Source organism: Pseudorhodoplanes sp., assembly GCF_059499825.1.
In genome coordinates, this window is sequence record NZ_JCABZI010000013.1 from 25,617 (window position 1) to 40,821 (window position 15,205).

Consider the following 15,205-nt stretch of genomic DNA (forward strand, 5'->3'; position numbering starts at 1 on the left):
ACGGGGAGAGGGAAAGAAGATCCTCATGCGCCCCCTCGCACCGATATCGAATACCGCCCGCATTCTGCTGGGTGTGTCGTTCTTCGTCCTGTTCGTCGCGGCCTGGGCGTTCGCGACCCATGGCGGCTACGTGTCGCGCACCTTCCTCGCCGATCCGATCACGATGGTGCGGGATGGCTGGGATCTTCTCGTCAAGTACAATTTTGCCTTCGACATCGGCATGACCATCTGGCGCGTGGTCGGCGGCTTCGTGATCGCGGCCTTGGTCGCGGTCCCGCTCGGCATCCTGATGGGGGCGTACAAGCCGATCGAGGCGTTCCTCGAACCGTTCGTGTCGTTCGCGCGCTATCTCCCGGCATCCGCCTTCATTCCGCTGCTGATCCTGTGGGCCGGCATCGGCGAAATGCAGAAACTGCTCGTCATCTTCATCGGCTGTGTGTTTCAGATCATCCTGATGGTCGCGGTCACCGTTGCGAGTACGCGGCGGGATCTGGTCGAGGCGGCGCTCACGCTCGGCGCCCGCGACCGGGGCATCCTCGGTCGAGTGCTGATCCCGTCCTCGGCGCCGGACATTGCCGAAATTCTCCGGCTCGTGCTGGGCTGGGCCTGGACATACGTGATCGTCGCAGAGCTGATTGGCTCGTCGTCCGGCATCGGTCACATGATCATCGACAGCCAGGCCTTGCTCGCGACCGGCCAGATCATCTTCGGCATCATCGTGATCGGCATTATTGGATTGATCTCGGATTATCTGTTCAAGGCCGCCAATCGCTGGCTCTTTCCGTGGAGCCAGATATGACCAAGCTCCGCATCGAAAACGTATCCCGCGTGTTTCCCGGCCTGCATGGTGGGCCGCCGACGCGCGCGCTGGAGCCGACCAATCTCGACGTCGCCGACAACGACTTCGTCACCATCCTCGGGCCATCCGGCTGCGGCAAGTCGACCTTGCTGCGTCTGGTCGCCGGGCTCGATACGCCGACGACCGGCACGATCCTGCTGGATGGCAAGCCCGTGACGCGGCCGGGACCCGACCGTGGCATGGTGTTTCAGTCCTACACGCTGTTTCCATGGCTGACGATTTCGGAGAATGTCGGCTTCGGTCTGCGCGAGAAGGGTGTGCCGGCCGGCGAGCGTAACGCGATCGTTGGAGAGTGGCTGGAGCGGGTCGGCCTGCAGAGTTTCGCGCGGCATTATCCCAAGCAGCTCTCCGGTGGCATGCAGCAGCGCACCGCGATCGCGCGCGCGCTGGCCAACGGCCCGGAAATCCTCCTGCTCGACGAGCCGTTCGGTGCGCTCGACAATCAGACGCGCGCGCTGATGCAGGAATTGCTGCTCGGCATCTGGGAGCGCGAGCGCAAGACCGTGTTGTTCGTCACCCACGATATCGAGGAATCGATCTTCCTCGCCTCGCGCGTGCTGGTGATGTCTGCGCGGCCCGGCCGCATCAAGGCTGACCTGGAGGTGACGCTGCCGCATCCGCGCCACTACACGATCAAGACCTCACCGGAGTTTTCCGAACTGAAGGCGCGGTTGACGGAAGAAATCCGCGCCGAGGCCGTGCTGGCGGCCGAGGTGCATTGACGTAAGGCGTCGCCCATGAAGGCAGGTAGCCCGGATGAGCGTCAGCGAGATCCGGGACCGCGGGCGGATCTCGATGCGCTCATGCGGGCTACCGGCTACTTCGTCGCCTTGACCGCAACCAAAGTGCCGCCCTTCGCATCCTTCAGGATCAACGCGCCGTCGGCGCGGATGTCGAAGCTGCGCGTCGCCTCCAGTTGACGAATGATCGCCTGCTCCTGCTGCATGACCTGATCGGGGCAGCCCATCATGGTGGTGGCGAGTTGCTCGATCGTCAGGGCCTCACCGGTGAGCTTGAAGCCGCCGCGAAACCGGTTGCAGGACCCGCTTCCGGCCACGGCATTGTCGTCGAGAAAGGCGATGGTCGGAGCGGTGCTGCCCATGACGGCGGCCGATCCGACCTCGGTGATGTTCCATTCCCCCGTTCCGAGCAGCGCGCGCGGCGTCCCGCCGCAGCCATTCAGCACGCCGTTCAGTCCGGTGATGGTGACGCGATCCGGATACGGCATGCCGCTCATGGTGTCGCGGCAGATCTGGTGCTCGATCGCGATCCGGACCGGCTTGCCGTTGAGTGTGACGTCGTAGAGCTCGCTCTGGGCATAGCCATGGTTCGGGTTGGCGGCCTCGAAGCGCTCGCCGGCCATCGTGGCGAGCGCGATGGTCCGGTCGGTGATGGTCAGGCTCCAGCCTGGCTCCTGTCCGCGCGCGGTATAGCTGGCGGACTGCGACGCGGCCGGGAGCGGAGCCAATGCCACGGCAGCGCACAGGAGTGCCCGGCCGATCGGAAATAATGTCGTAATGTCCATTGTAATGCGAAGTCTTGCCCGTTGAGAATCGACGATAGCACCTATCGCCGCGGATACGGCTGAATCAAGGGGTCGTACGGCTCACGCCATCCACTTCCTCATCAGATGCTGGCCGATCAGCACGATGGCGATCAGCAGCAGCCCCAGTACGATCACCAGCGCCATATATTCCTGCGCAACCGCGACAATGACAGCGGTCGCGAGCAGCAGCAGGCCGACCAGCGCGAAGCTCCATTCCAGATGGATGCCGGCGAGCAGGCAGCCGAGCGCGAGGATCAGCATCGAACTCAGGCTCGTGGTGATCGACGTTTGCTCGCCGCTCCGGCGGAAAAAGCTGAAGTCGATCGCGATCGTCACGCCGACGGCGAGCCAGTGCAGCACCTGACGGATTACCGTCCGGTCCAGCGTTCCGGTGCGCATCCAGGCTGCCAGCGTACAGATGACGCCGAAGATCGGTACCAGCCAGAGCCAGTATCGTTCAGCCCATGACACATTCGCGAGTGTCGCTCCGGCGCCGATCAAGGCCAGCACAATCATCGCGACCGCGAACATCGCCGCGATGGTGATGGGCACGCCGGCGATGGTGGCGGTGCGCTCGGGGGCGGTCTCCGGGAAACGGGAAGGCAGGTCGTCGGTCACTTGTCGCCTCTCTGCTGCACGCCAGTATGGACCGGCGCATTCTCTCTTCGGTAGTCCCCGCGAGGCGGGGACCGATATACCAGAGCGGTGGTTACGGGCCTCCGCTTTCGCGGGGGTGACCACTCAGAGACTCGGCAGGTTCAATCCCTGCTGCTTCGCCCAGTCGATCGCCTCGTCATAGCCCGCATCGGCGTGGCGCATCACGCCGCTCGCCGGATCGTTCCACAACACGCGCTCGAGCCGCCGTGTCGCTTCCGGCGTGCCGTCGCAGACGATCACCATGCCGGCATGCTGCGAATAGCCGATGCCGACACCGCCGCCGTGATGGATCGACACCCATGTCGCACCGCTGGCGCAATTCAGCAGTGCGTTGAGCAGCGGCCAGTCCGACACCGCGTCCGAGCCATCCTTCATCGCCTCGGTCTCGCGGTTGGGAGAGGCGACCGACCCGGAATCGAGATGGTCGCGCCCGATCACCAGCGGGCCTTTGAGTTCGCCCTTCGCCACCATCTCGTTGAAGGCCATGCCGATGCGATGGCGGTCGCCCAGCCCCACCCAGCAGATGCGCGCCGGCAGGCCCTGGAAGTGAATGCGCTGCCGCGCCATGTCGAGCCAGTGATGCAGATGCGTGTCGTGCGGCATCAGCTCCTTCACCTTGGCGTCGGTCTTGTAGATGTCTTCCGGATCGCCCGAGAGCGCCGCCCAGCGGAACGGCCCCACGCCGCGGCAGAACAGCGGACGAATGTAAGCCGGCACGAAGCCCGGAAAATCGAACGCATCCTTGACGCCCATATCGAGCGCGCGCTGGCGGATGTTGTTGCCGTAATCGAGCGTCGGGATGCCCTGCTTCCAGAAATCCAGCATCGCGCGCACATGCACGGCCATGCTTTCCTTGGCGGCCTTCTCCACCGCCTTCGGATCGCGCTCGCGCTTCTCCTGCCATTCGTTGAGAGACCAGCCAGCCGGGAGATAGCCGTTGATCGGATCATGCGCCGAGGTCTGGTCGGTGACCACGTCCGGCTTCACGCCGCGTCGCACCAGCTCGGGATAGATCTCGGCGGCATTGCCGAGCAGCGCGACCGAGATCGCCTTCTTCTCCTTGCCGGCGCGTTCGAGAATGGTCAGCGCCTCGTCGAGATCTTTCGCCTGCATGTCGACGTAACCGGTGCGCAGCCGCATCTCGATCCGCGACGGCTGGCATTCGATCGCCAGCATCGAGGCGCCGGCCATGGTGGCGGCCAGCGGCTGTGCGCCGCCCATGCCGCCGAGGCCGGCGGTGAGGATCCATTTGCCCGCGAGGCTGCCGCCGAAATGCTGGCGACCCACTTCGACGAAGGTTTCGTAGGTGCCCTGCACGATGCCCTGCGAGCCGATATAGATCCACGAGCCCGCAGTCATCTGGCCGTACATCATCAGGCCCTTGCGATCGAGCTCGTTGAAATAATCGAGCGTCGCCCAGTGCGGCACGATGTTGGAGTTGGCGATCAGCACGCGCGGCGCATCGGCGTGGGTGCGGAACACGCCGACCGGCTTGCCGGATTGCACCAACAGGGTCTCGTCGCCCTCCAGCTTCTTGAGCGACGAGACGATGCGGTCATAGCTCTCCCAGTCGCGCGCGGCGCGGCCGATGCCGCCATAGACCACCAGCTCGTGCGGTTTCTCGGCGACATCCGGATCGAGATTGTTCATGAGCATGCGCAGCGGCGCTTCGGTCTGCCAGCTCTTGCAGGACATCACCGGCCCGCGGGGGGCGCGGATGATGCGGTCGTTGTCGAGGCGTTTGTTCATGGATGAGCCTTCAGTCGTCGAGTGCAGGCAGTGTGGCCGGTCGCACCGTGTCGATCAATGCACCGGATGTCACCAGCTCGGTCGCAGTTTCGATATCCGGCGCCATCTTGCGGTCGGCATCGAGCTTCGGAACATGGCGGCGCAACAGCACGCGTGCGCGCTCCAGCGCCGGACTGGATGTCAGCGGCACGTGGAAGTCGCAGCCCTGCGCCGCGGTCAGCAGTTCAATCCCCGCGATATGCGCCGCGTTCTGCGCCATGCCGATCAGACGCCGCGCGCCATGCGCCGCCATCGAGACGTGGTCCTCCTGGTTGGCCGAAGTCGGGATCGAGTCGACGCTCGCCGGATACGCCTTCTGCTTGTTCTCGGACACCAGCGCCGCCGCCGTCACCTGCGCGATCATGAAGCCCGAATTCAGTCCGGGTTGCGGGGTGAGAAATGCGGGCAGCCCGGACAGCACCGGATCGGTCAGCATGGCGATGCGGCGTTCGGCCAGCGAGCCGATTTCGCAGACCGCGAGCGCCAGCATGTCGGCGGCGAACGCCACCGGTTCGGCGTGGAAATTGCCGCCCGAAATGACGTCGCCGGTATCGGTCATGACCAGCGGATTGTCCGACACGCCGTTGGCTTCCGTCACCAGCGTCGCCGCCGCCTGCCGCATCACGTCGAGCGCGGCGCCCATCACCTGCGGCTGGCAGCGCAGGCAATACGGATCCTGGATGCGGTCGTCGATATTGCGATGCGAGGCGCGGATGCCGCTTCCGTCCATCAGCGTGCGCAGAGCGGCCGCGACATCGATCTGTCCGCGATGGCCGCGCAACGCCTGGATGCGCGCATCGAACGGCGTATCCGAGCCGCGCGCCGCGTCGGTCGACAGCGCACCGGTGATCAGCGCGCTCTGGAACACCCGCTCGATGTCGAACAATGCTGCCAGCGCATGCGCGGTGGAGAATTGCGTGCCGTTGAGCAGCGCCAGCCCCTCCTTCGGGCCGAGCACCACCGGCTCCAGTCCCGCGCGGCCGAGCGCGTAGACCGCGGGCATGCGCTCGCCGCCGTAGAAGGCGTCGCCTTCGCCGATCATCGTGGCGGCGAGATGCGCCAGCGGTGCCAGATCGCCGGACGCGCCGACCGATCCTTGCGCCGGGATCGCCGGGATCACGTTGCCGGAAAGCATGCCGTGCAGCAGCTGCATCGTCTCCCGCCGCACGCCGGATGCGCCGCGGCCAAGACTGACGAGCTTCAGCGCCATCATCAGCCGCGCGATGCGGGACGGCACAAGATCGCCGACGCCGGCCGCATGTGAGAGCACCAGATTGCGCTGCAGCGTTTCGAGGTCGCGGTCGGCGATCCGCACATTGGCCAGCTTGCCGAAGCCGGTATTGATGCCGTAGACGGCGTCGCCCTTCTTGACGATCGCGGCGACGATTGCTGCGCCTTTGTCGACACGCGCATAGACCTCGGAGGAAAGCGAAAGGCTCGCACCGCGTGCGAGGGCGCGCCATGCGGACAACGGCAGAGCGTCGCCGGTGAATGTGATGTCTGTCATTTATTGTCCGTTCCGCACCCGCGTATGCAGCGGGTTGAGCCCCAGCCGGTAAACCAGTTCGGCAGGGCGCTCGATATCCCAGATCGCCAGGTCGCAGGCTTTGCCGGTTTCAATGGTGCCGATCTCATTCAGCTTGCCGAGCGCGCGCGCCGCTTCACGGGTGACTCCGGCAATCGCCTCCTCCACGGTGAGGCGGAACAGCGTCGAAGCCATGTTCATGGTGAGCAGCAGCGAGGTGATCGGCGAGGTGCCGGGATTGCAATCGGTTGCAATCGCGATCGGCACCTTGTGACGCCGGAAGGCCTCCACCGGCGGCAACTGCTTCTCGCGCAGCACATAGAACGCGCCGGGCAGCAGCACCGCGACCGTGCCGGCCTGCGCCATCGCGGCAACGCCGGTCTCGTCGGTGTATTCGAGATGATCGGCCGACAGCGCGTCGTAGCGGGCCGCCAGCGCGGCGCCATGCAGGTTCGAGAGCTGGTCGGCATGCAGCTTGACACGCAGTCCGCTCGCCTTTGCCGCCTCGAAGACGCGGGCAGTCTGTTCGGGAGAGAAGGCGATGCCTTCGCAGAAGGCGTCGACGGTATCAGCGAGGCCGGCCTGCTTGATCTGCGGGATCATGGCACAGACCTTCGCGATAAAGGCATCCTTGTCGTGTGCTTCGGGCGGCATGGCATGCGCGCCGAGAAAGGTCGTTGTCACCCCGACATCGCGCTCGCGGCCGAGCCGGCGCGCCGCGCGCAGCATCTTGGTCTCGGTCACAAGGTCGAGGCCGTAGCCGGACTTGATCTCGATGGTGGTGACGCCTTCCGCCAGAAGCGCATCGAGGCGCTTGAGCGATTGCGCGACAAGTTGATCCTCGGACGCCGCGCGCGTGGCCTTCACGGTGGAGACGATGCCACCTCCGGCACGGGCGATCTCCTCGTAGCTCGCGCCCTTGAGCCGCAGCTCGAATTCATGGGCGCGGTCGCCGCCATAGACAATGTGGGTGTGGCAATCGATCAGGCCGGGCGTGATCCAGCGGCCGTCGAGCTTGACTGTCTTTGCCGCGTCCCAGCCGGTCGGCAGTCCGCTTTCGGGCCCGACAAAGGCGATCCGCCCGTCCCTGGACGCGACCGCGCCGCTCACCTCGCCGAGGCAGGCGGCCTGCGGGGCGAGGGTGGCAATCCGGGCGTCGCGCCAGATTGTGTCGAAACGCATACGTTATCCTGTGGCCTATCCGGGGCCGCTCATTTCGCGCGCGGCCCGAAATGACGATATAGATGTCCGATACGGCATGTCGAGCGAGACCGGTTTTGCGCGCATATCAATTCAAAAAAGCCCTTCTTCCGTCCGGCTGGGCGGATGATGTCGGCGTTGAGGTCGACGACGGCGGGTTGATCGCGCGGGTTACGCCCGGCAGCGCGCCGGATGGTGCGGAGCGGGTGGCGGGCATCGCCCTTCCCGGGATGCCGAACCTGCATTGCCACGCGTTCCAGAAGGGCATGGCCGGTCTCGGCGAGCGGCGCGGCCCCGCCGGCGACAGCTTCTGGACCTGGCGGGAGGTGATGTACCGGTTCCTGGCCCAGCTCACGCCGGACGATGTCGAGGCGATCGCGGCTTATGCCTATCTGGAAATGCTGGAGGCCGGGTTCACCACGGTCGGCGAATTCCATTATCTCCATCACGATCCGGCCGGCCAGCCGTATGGGGATATCGGTGAGATGGCCGCGCGGATTGCCGCGGCGAGCGCTTTCACCGGAATTGGCCTGACCCTGCTGCCAACGCTTTATACCTACGGTGGCTTCGGCGGTGCCGCTCCAAATGCAGGACAGATCCGCTTCATCAATCCGACCGACCGCTTCGTCACCCTGATGGCTCGCTCGCGCGACATCGTTGCGACGCTGCCCGGTGCCGCCATCGGCATTTCGCCGCATTCGCTGCGCGCGGTGTCGCCGGAGCAATTGCGCGAGGTTGCCGCGATCTTCCCTGACGGTCCGGTTCATATTCATGCCGCCGAGCAGACCAAGGAGGTCGACGATTGCGTCGCCAGTCTCGGTGCGCGGCCGGTGCAATGGCTGCTCGACGAGATGGGGATCGACCAGCGCTGGTGCCTGATCCATGCCACGCACATGACCGACGACGAGACGCAGCGTCTTGCCAAGTCAGGGGCGGTCGCGGGCCTGTGTCCTTTGACGGAGGGCAGCCTTGGTGACGGCATCTTCAATGCCGAGACGTTTCTCGCGAGCGATGGCCGCTTCGGCATCGGCACGGATTCCAATATTCAGATCGATGCCCCGGCGGAGTTGCGCCAACTCGAATATTCGCAGCGTCTGAAGGCGCGCGCCCGCAATGTGATGACCGCCAAGGAGGGGGATTCGACCGGCCGCTCGCTATACACGCGGGCGTTGACGGGCGGTGCACAGGCGCTGGCGCAGCCGATCGGCGCGCTGGCGGCGGGACATCGCGCGGACATCGTGGTGCTGGATGCGGATCACCCCGATCTCGCGGGTGCGTCGAGCGACGACATGGTTATCGACATCCTGATCTTTTCTGCAGGCCGCGATCTGATCCAAACCGTGCTCGCGGGCGGCAAAGTCGTGGTTCGCGAAGGGCGCCATCACGCACGGGATGCGATTGCACAAAAATACCGCAGCACGGTGTCACGTCTGGCGAAAGGCTGATGCCGGTTCGGTGAACCCCGTCACATGGCTGTCATTGCGCAACCCTAGCTGAGTGCTAGCCTCGTCCTCGCTCCTTGGAGGGTCGTGATCCATGCGCTCCATAATCCTTGCCACGGTTGCAATCGTCACAAGTCTTGCTGCCGCCGCTGCGGCTCCTGCTCACGCGCTCGACAAGCGCTTTACCGATGCCGATGGCGATCTTGTCGCCGACGCACCGAAGGACCCGAAACACTTCGTCGATCCGCCGGTTCTGGTGTTCTCCTACACGCCGGTCGAAGACCCCGCGGTCTACGCCAAGGTCTGGGACGGCTTCGTCAAGCATCTCGAGACCGTGACCGGCAAGAAGGTGCAGTTCTTCCCGGTTCAGTCCAACGCCGCGCAACTCGAGGCGATGCGCGCCGGTCGCCTGCATGTTTCCGGGTTCAATACCGGGTCGAATCCGCTGGCGGTGAATTGCGCGGGCTTCGTGCCGTTCGCGATGATGGCGTCGCGCGACAACGCCTATGGCTATGAGATGGAGATCATCACCTTTGCCGGCAGCGGCGTGCGCAAGGTCGAGGACATCAAGGGCAAGAAGATGGCCTTCACTTCACAGACCTCGAATTCCGGCTTCAAGGCGCCGTCGGCGTTGCTGAAGGAAAAATTCGGGCTCGAGGCCGGCAAGGACTACGAGCCGGTGTTTTCCGGCAAGCACGACAATTCGATCGTCGGTGTCGCGAACAGGGATTATCCGGCCGCGGCCGTCGCCAACTCCGTCATGAATCGCATGATGGCGCGGGGCGTGGTCAATAAGGATCAGATCGTCACCATCTACAAGTCGCAGACTTTTCCGACCACGGGCTACGGCTATGTCTACAACCTGAAGCCGGAACTGGCCGCCAAGGTGAAGGAGGCCTTCTTCAGCTTCAAATGGGACGGATCCGACTTGCTGAAGGAGTTCGAGAGTTCCGAGCCGCCGCAGCAGAAATTCATGCCGATTACCTACAAGGACCACTGGCAGGTGGTGCGCGACATCGATGGTGCGATGGGCGTCAAATACGATTGCAAAGGCTGACGGCAAGGGGCCGGGCTGGCACGACGCAATCGCGGTTTCAAGATGGAATCGGGCTCTTGCGGCGTGTCACAAATCTGTAATGATCGGTACCTAGCTGAGCACGTTCATTCAGGCTGGCGGGGACCGCTTCGGGCGTAACCTCGGTTCCGCCGAGCGGCTCAGCGATGGGAGGTCAAACCATGCGTTTCCGTATTCTCGGCGGCATCGTCGCCGCATTGATGCTGGCGGCCATGCCGGCATCCGTCTCTGCCATGGATCAGCGCTTTACCGATGCCGACGGCGACATGGTTGCCGACGCGCCGAAAGACCCGAAACAATGGGTCGATCCGTCGGTGCTGGTATTCTCCTACACGCCGGTCGAGGATCCGGCGATGTATGCCAAGGTCTGGGACGGCTTCATCAAGCATCTCGAGAAGACCACCGGCAAGCGCGTTCAGTTTTTTCCGGTCCAGTCCAATGCTGCGCAACTCGAGGCCATGCGCGCCGGCCGTCTGCATGTTGCGGGATTCAACAGCGGTGCGGTTCCGCTTGCGGTCAATTGCGCGGGTTTCGTGCCGTTCACGCTGATGGCGTCGAAAGACGGCCAATACGGGTACGAGATGGAGGTCATCACCTTTCCCGGCAGCGGTGTGACCAAGATGGAAGACATCAAGGGCAAGAAGATGGCCTTCACGGCGCAGACGTCGAATTCCGGGTTCCGCGTGCCGTCGGCCTTGCTGAAGAACACCTATGGCCTGGAAGCCGGCAAGGACTATGAGCCGGTGTTTTCCGGCAAGCACGACAATTCTGTAATTGGCGTAGCGAACAAGGACTATCCCGCTGCGGCTGTGGCGAACGAGGTCATGCACCGCATCATCGATCGCGGCGTGGTGAAGAAGGATCAGATCGTCACCATTTACAAGTCGAAGACCTATCCCACCACCGGTTACGGCATGGCCTATAACCTCAAGCCCGAGCTTGCGGCCAAGGTGAAGGAAGCCTTCTTTACCTACCCGTGGGAGGGCTCCGAGCTTGCCAAGGAATTCGCGTCCACGACGCCGCCGATGCAGAAATTCCTCCCGATCACCTACAAGGAGCATTGGCTGCCGATCCGCGAGAGCGACGAGGCGGTCGGCGTGAAATACGACTGCAAGGGCTAGTTGAAGCTCATGCTGCGCATCGAGGGGCTGGTCAAACGCTACAAGACCGGTGACATGGCGCTGAAGGGCGTCGATCTGGTGGTTCCGGCCGGTCAGGTGATCGGTCTGATTGGCCCCTCCGGTGCGGGCAAGTCGACGCTCATCCGCTGCATCAACCGGCTGGTCGAACCGACGAACGGCCAGATCTTTCTCGGCGAACGGCAGATCACTGGCCTCGGTCGGGCAGAACTTCGCAGAATGCGCCGCCGCATGGGCATGATCTTCCAGGAATTCGCGCTGGTCGAACGCCTCACGGTTATGGAAAACGTGCTCTCGGGGCGGCTCGGATACGTGCCGTTCTGGCGGAGTTTCCTGCGCCGCTATCCGCCGCAGGATGTGCGCAACGCGTTCGCGACGCTGGATCGCGTTGGTCTGCTTGACCATGTCGACAAACGTGCGGATGCTCTGTCCGGCGGCCAGCGCCAGCGCGTCGGGATTGCGCGCGCGCTGCAGCAGGATCCCGAACTGCTGCTGATCGACGAGCCGACCGCGAGCCTCGATCCCAAAACCTCGCGCCAGATCATGCGGCTGATCGGCGAAATTTGCGCCGAACGCAATCTCGCCGCGGTGGTCAACATTCACGACGTGGCGCTGGCGCAGATGTTCCTGCCGCGCATCGTCGGCCTCCGCTCAGGCTCCATCGTCTATGACGGTCCGGCGGATGGACTGACGCCGGACGTTCTCACCACGATCTACGGCGAGGAGGACTGGACCGCGACCGCGGCGCAGGATGAGGATGACGACGTCGGTCCCGTGTCCGTCAAGCTGCCCGTCGCGGTCTGAGTGGCGATGACCGATCTCACAAATGCGGCGCGTTATCCGTCGGTCTGGCGGAAGCCGCCATTCATCGCCAATGGCGTGTTGCGCTGGGCGATCTATGGCGGTGCATTGCTGTATGTCGTTATCTCGATTGGCGCGATCGATGTGAACTGGGCGCGGCTGTCGGAAGGCGCGGTGCGCGGGGCGCGTCTTCTGTCAGGTTTCCTCCAGCCGAATTTCACCAGCCGTTGGAGCGACATTGCCCAAGGGATGCAGGAAAGCCTGACCATGACCGTGACGTCCACGGTGGCCGGCATCCTGATCTCGATCCCGATCGGAATCGGGGCGGCGCGCAACCTGTCGCCTATGCCGGTCTATCTCGCATGCCGCGCAATCATCGCGGTCTCGCGCAGCTTCCAGGAAGTCATCATCGCGATCCTGTTCGTTGCGATGGTGGGATTCGGGCCATTCGCCGGATTTCTGACGCTCTCATTCGCGACCATCGGTTTTCTGGCCAAGCTCCTGGCGGAGGATATCGAGGACATTGACCCATCGCAGGCCGAAGCGATTCGCGCCACGGGCGCGTCCTGGGCGCAAGTCGTCAATTATGCGGTGCAGCCGCAGGTCATGCCGCGGCTGATCGGACTGTCGCTCTATCGCATCGACATCAACTTCCGCGAATCCGCGGTGGTCGGCATCGTCGGTGCAGGCGGCATCGGCGCCACGCTCAACACCTCGCTCAGCCGTTACGAATACGACACCGCGGCCGCCATCCTGATCATCATCATCGCGATCGTGATGGCCTGCGAGTATTCTTCCGGCCTCATTCGCAAGGCGATCCAGTAATGCCGGTCACCCGCGACAGCGCAGGGCTTCCGGAATGGCGTCGCACCACGCCGTGGCAGGATCTTGTGCGATGGTTCGGCTGGCTGCTGCTGGTCGCGCTGTTTGTGTTCTGCTGGCAGGTGATGACCAGGGATACGATCTGGGCCTTCGTTCTCGATGCACCAAAGCAGGCGGCCGATATCGGGTCGCGCATGGTTCCGCCGCGCTGGTCCTACCTGAACGAATTGTGGAGGCCGCTCTGGGATACGCTGGCGATCGCGACCCTCGGCACCTTGCTGGCGATTCTGGTTGCGGTGCCGGTTGCTTTCATGGCGGCGCGCAACACAACGCCGAGCGCATTGCTTGTGCGCCCGGTTGCGCTCCTGATCATCGTGTCGTCGCGCTCGATCAATTCCCTCATCTGGGCACTACTGTTGGTAACGGTGCTCGGCCCCGGTGTACTCGCCGGGATTGTCGCGATCGGTCTGCGCTCGATCGGATTCATCGCGAAGCTTCTGTATGAAGCGATCGAGGAGATCGACGTGTCGCAGGTCGAGGCGATCGAGGCGACCGGGGCATCGCCTGCCCAAGTCATGGATTACGGGATCGTGCCGCAGATCATGCCGGCCTTCGCCGGCATCAGCGTGTTTCGCTGGGATATAAACATCCGCGAGTCGTCCGTGGTGGGACTTGTGGGCGCCGGCGGAATCGGACTCAACCTCGAGGCGTCGCTGTCCACACTGGCCTGGACACAGGTGAGCCTTTTGCTGCTGGTGATCCTCGCGACCGTGCTGGTCAGCGAATGGGTCTCCGCCAAGGTCCGGCATGCGATGATCTGATGGATCGCTCCCGCGACGCTGTGCCGCCGGCTCTCGTCTGAACCTTCCACGCCAGCGCACGTTGGCGTCCGCTTTTTGGCGGAGGTGGTGTGGCGGGAAGAGCTGCTCTCTGGATTGCTATCTATCTTGCTCTCGTGCTGGCACCGCTCGCGATTCTCATCGTGGGACGCATGCCGCCGGGAAAGGCCTTTCTTTGGGATTTTTCCATGGCGCTGGGCTTTGCCGGCATTGCCATGATTGCGGTCCAGTTTCTCCTCACCTCCCGGTACAGACGCGCCAGCGCGCCGTTCGGGCTGGATATCATCTATCTGTTTCACCGTTATCTTGCGCTTATCGCCGTCACGCTTGTCCTCGCCCATTTTCTGATCCTCTGGTTCTTTTACCAGGACGCGCTGGGTGAGCTCGACCCGCGCAAAGCACGTTTCGAGTTGACGCTCGGCCGGGCAGCGCTTGTGCTGTTCTTGCTGGCGATCCTAACCTCGGAATTTCGCAAGCTTCTTCGGATCGAATACGGGTTGTGGCGTTACGCGCATGTGGTCTTTGCTACGCTTGGGTTCGCTGCGGCGGTCGGCCATATCGTTGGCGTCGGCTACTACACCGAAGCGCCCGGCAAGCGGACACTGTGGCTGGCCGTCACCCTGATCTTTCTGCTGTCCGTCGTATGGATGCGCGTCCTTAAGCCGCTGAGCCAATTGCGCAAACCCTATCGCGTTGTCGAGGTGCGCCCTGAGCGCAGTAACACCTGGACTCTCGCGCTGGAGCCGGACGGGCATAAAGGGCTGAAGCGCTTTCAGCCCGGCCAGTTCGCCTGGCTGACTTTGCGGAGCTCCCCTTTCAGCCTGCGGGAGCATCCTTTCACCATTGCTTCGTCGCCCGAGATGCTGCCGCGCATCGAATTCGGCATCAAAGAGCTTGGCGATTTCACTGGTAGCATCGGAAGCGTGAAGACGGGCGAACCTGTCTATCTCGATGCGCCGCACGGCATGTTCTCGATTGATCGCAACCCCGATGCTCCGGGCTTTGTCGGCATTGTCGGCGGGATCGGCATCACACCGTTGATGAGCATGATGCGCAGCATGGCCGAGCGGGGGGGCAAGCGGCCGATCTTTTTGTTCTACGCCAACAAGGCCTGGGACGGGATCGTTTATGGTGAGGAGATTGAAAGGCTTCAGCATCGTCTTGAATTGACGCTCATCCATGTGTTGGAGAAGCCGCCGCCCGGATGGACCGGTGAGGAAGGCTTTGTCGATCGCGACGTGCTGGCGCGACATCTTCCGGAGGCGGATATGCGTGATCTGCACTATTTTCTGTGCGGACCGCCGCCGATGACCAAAGCCGCAGAACAGGCCTTACGTGAACTCGGCGTGCCGGTCTGGCGGATCCAGACCGAAATCTTCGAGCTGGTCTAGGAGCTGGTATGCGCAGAATGACCGCCTTGCTGCTTGCCCTCGCGACCGGCGCCATTGTTGTCGCGATGGCGGCAGCTTTCGCGTGGCTACAGTCGTCCGGCTTTCTGGTCTAGGAGAGACC

General features: G+C 63.6%; 14 protein-coding genes. 9 read left to right on the forward strand and 5 right to left on the reverse strand.

Annotated elements, in window-relative coordinates; genetic code table 11:
- Positions 1-25: 25 nt before the first annotated feature.
- Positions 26-799 carry an ABC transporter permease gene (locus AC5I5I_RS18455; RefSeq protein ID WP_495975391.1) on the forward strand — a complete coding sequence of 258 codons (774 nt, stop codon included), beginning with the start codon at positions 26-28 and terminating at the stop codon, positions 797-799.
- On the forward strand, positions 796-1,581 hold the full coding sequence (locus AC5I5I_RS18460; RefSeq protein ID WP_495975392.1) for an ABC transporter ATP-binding protein: 786 nt from the start codon (positions 796-798) through the stop codon (positions 1,579-1,581). The genes AC5I5I_RS18455 and AC5I5I_RS18460 overlap by 4 nt, the downstream gene beginning before the upstream one ends.
- 95 nt (positions 1,582-1,676) lie before the next feature.
- On the opposite strand, the gene AC5I5I_RS18465 is transcribed toward AC5I5I_RS18460, so the two are convergent.
- The 5 genes from AC5I5I_RS18465 to hutI form a co-directional block, all read right to left on the reverse strand.
- Positions 1,677-2,384 carry an META domain-containing protein gene (locus tag AC5I5I_RS18465; protein WP_495975393.1) on the reverse strand — a complete coding sequence of 236 codons (708 nt, stop codon included), beginning with the start codon at positions 2,382-2,384 and terminating at the stop codon, positions 1,677-1,679.
- Positions 2,385-2,465: 81 nt separating this feature from the next.
- On the reverse strand, positions 2,466-3,023 hold the full coding sequence (locus tag AC5I5I_RS18470; RefSeq protein WP_495975394.1) for a hypothetical protein: 558 nt from the start codon (positions 3,021-3,023) through the stop codon (positions 2,466-2,468).
- A gap of 123 nt (positions 3,024-3,146) precedes the next feature.
- A complete protein-coding gene (gene hutU, locus AC5I5I_RS18475) occupies positions 3,147-4,811 on the reverse strand; it encodes a urocanate hydratase (RefSeq protein ID WP_495975395.1) in 1,665 nt (554 codons plus the stop codon).
- A gap of 10 nt (positions 4,812-4,821) precedes the next feature.
- Positions 4,822-6,357, reverse strand: coding sequence for a histidine ammonia-lyase (gene hutH, locus AC5I5I_RS18480; protein ID WP_495975396.1), 1,536 nt, complete (start codon positions 6,355-6,357; stop codon positions 4,822-4,824).
- Positions 6,358-7,557 (reverse strand): imidazolonepropionase, encoded by a 1,200-nt coding sequence (hutI, locus tag AC5I5I_RS18485; protein ID WP_495975397.1) that lies wholly within the window; start codon positions 7,555-7,557, stop codon positions 6,358-6,360.
- Between the two features lie 95 nt (positions 7,558-7,652).
- Between hutI and AC5I5I_RS18490 the strand changes: the two genes are divergently transcribed.
- The 7 genes from AC5I5I_RS18490 (at position 7,653) to AC5I5I_RS18520 (ending at position 15,084) form a co-directional block, all read left to right on the forward strand.
- Positions 7,653-9,020 (forward strand): formimidoylglutamate deiminase, encoded by a 1,368-nt coding sequence (locus tag AC5I5I_RS18490; protein ID WP_495975398.1) that lies wholly within the window; start codon positions 7,653-7,655, stop codon positions 9,018-9,020.
- Between the two features lie 91 nt (positions 9,021-9,111).
- Positions 9,112-10,074, forward strand: coding sequence for a phosphate/phosphite/phosphonate ABC transporter substrate-binding protein (gene phnD / locus AC5I5I_RS18495; protein WP_495975399.1), 963 nt, complete (start codon positions 9,112-9,114; stop codon positions 10,072-10,074).
- A gap of 179 nt (positions 10,075-10,253) precedes the next feature.
- Positions 10,254-11,213, forward strand: a complete 960-nt coding sequence (gene phnD, locus AC5I5I_RS18500; RefSeq protein WP_495975400.1) for a phosphate/phosphite/phosphonate ABC transporter substrate-binding protein — start codon at positions 10,254-10,256, stop codon at positions 11,211-11,213.
- A 9-nt stretch (positions 11,214-11,222) separates the two neighbouring features.
- On the forward strand, positions 11,223-12,035 hold the full coding sequence (gene phnC / locus AC5I5I_RS18505; RefSeq protein ID WP_495975401.1) for a phosphonate ABC transporter ATP-binding protein: 813 nt from the start codon (positions 11,223-11,225) through the stop codon (positions 12,033-12,035).
- A 6-nt stretch (positions 12,036-12,041) separates the two neighbouring features.
- Entirely contained in the window at positions 12,042-12,857 is an 816-nt protein-coding gene (gene phnE, locus AC5I5I_RS18510) for a phosphonate ABC transporter, permease protein PhnE (protein ID WP_495975402.1), read from the forward strand.
- Positions 12,857-13,675, forward strand: coding sequence for a phosphonate ABC transporter, permease protein PhnE (gene phnE, locus AC5I5I_RS18515; RefSeq protein ID WP_495975403.1), 819 nt, complete (start codon positions 12,857-12,859; stop codon positions 13,673-13,675). The genes phnE (AC5I5I_RS18510) and phnE (AC5I5I_RS18515) overlap by 1 nt, the downstream gene beginning before the upstream one ends.
- A gap of 134 nt (positions 13,676-13,809) precedes the next feature.
- Positions 13,810-15,084: a ferredoxin reductase family protein gene (locus AC5I5I_RS18520; protein ID WP_495975404.1), complete on the forward strand. Its 1,275-nt coding sequence runs from the start codon at positions 13,810-13,812 to the stop codon at positions 15,082-15,084.
- The last annotated feature ends 121 nt before the right edge of the window (positions 15,085-15,205 follow it).

What these genes read in the sequence shown, in the direction of transcription:
- AC5I5I_RS18455 (WP_495975391.1), top strand. Translation starts at nt 26, where the DNA reads ATGCGCCCCCTCGCACCGATATCGAATACCGCCCGCATTCTGCTGGGT.
- AC5I5I_RS18460 (WP_495975392.1), top strand. Translation starts at nt 796, where the DNA reads ATGACCAAGCTCCGCATCGAAAACGTATCCCGCGTGTTTCCCGGCCTG.
- AC5I5I_RS18465 (WP_495975393.1), bottom strand. Translation starts at nt 2,384, where the DNA reads ATGGACATTACGACATTATTTCCGATCGGCCGGGCACTCCTGTGCGCT.
- hutU (WP_495975395.1), bottom strand. Translation starts at nt 4,811, where the DNA reads ATGAACAAACGCCTCGACAACGACCGCATCATCCGCGCCCCCCGCGGG.
- hutH (WP_495975396.1), bottom strand. Translation starts at nt 6,357, where the DNA reads ATGACAGACATCACATTCACCGGCGACGCTCTGCCGTTGTCCGCATGG.
- hutI (WP_495975397.1), bottom strand. Translation starts at nt 7,557, where the DNA reads ATGCGTTTCGACACAATCTGGCGCGACGCCCGGATTGCCACCCTCGCC.
- phnD (WP_495975399.1), top strand. Translation starts at nt 9,112, where the DNA reads ATGCGCTCCATAATCCTTGCCACGGTTGCAATCGTCACAAGTCTTGCT.
- phnD (WP_495975400.1), top strand. Translation starts at nt 10,254, where the DNA reads ATGCGTTTCCGTATTCTCGGCGGCATCGTCGCCGCATTGATGCTGGCG.
- phnC (WP_495975401.1), top strand. Translation starts at nt 11,223, where the DNA reads ATGCTGCGCATCGAGGGGCTGGTCAAACGCTACAAGACCGGTGACATG.
- phnE (WP_495975402.1), top strand. Translation starts at nt 12,042, where the DNA reads ATGACCGATCTCACAAATGCGGCGCGTTATCCGTCGGTCTGGCGGAAG.
- phnE (WP_495975403.1), top strand. Translation starts at nt 12,857, where the DNA reads ATGCCGGTCACCCGCGACAGCGCAGGGCTTCCGGAATGGCGTCGCACC.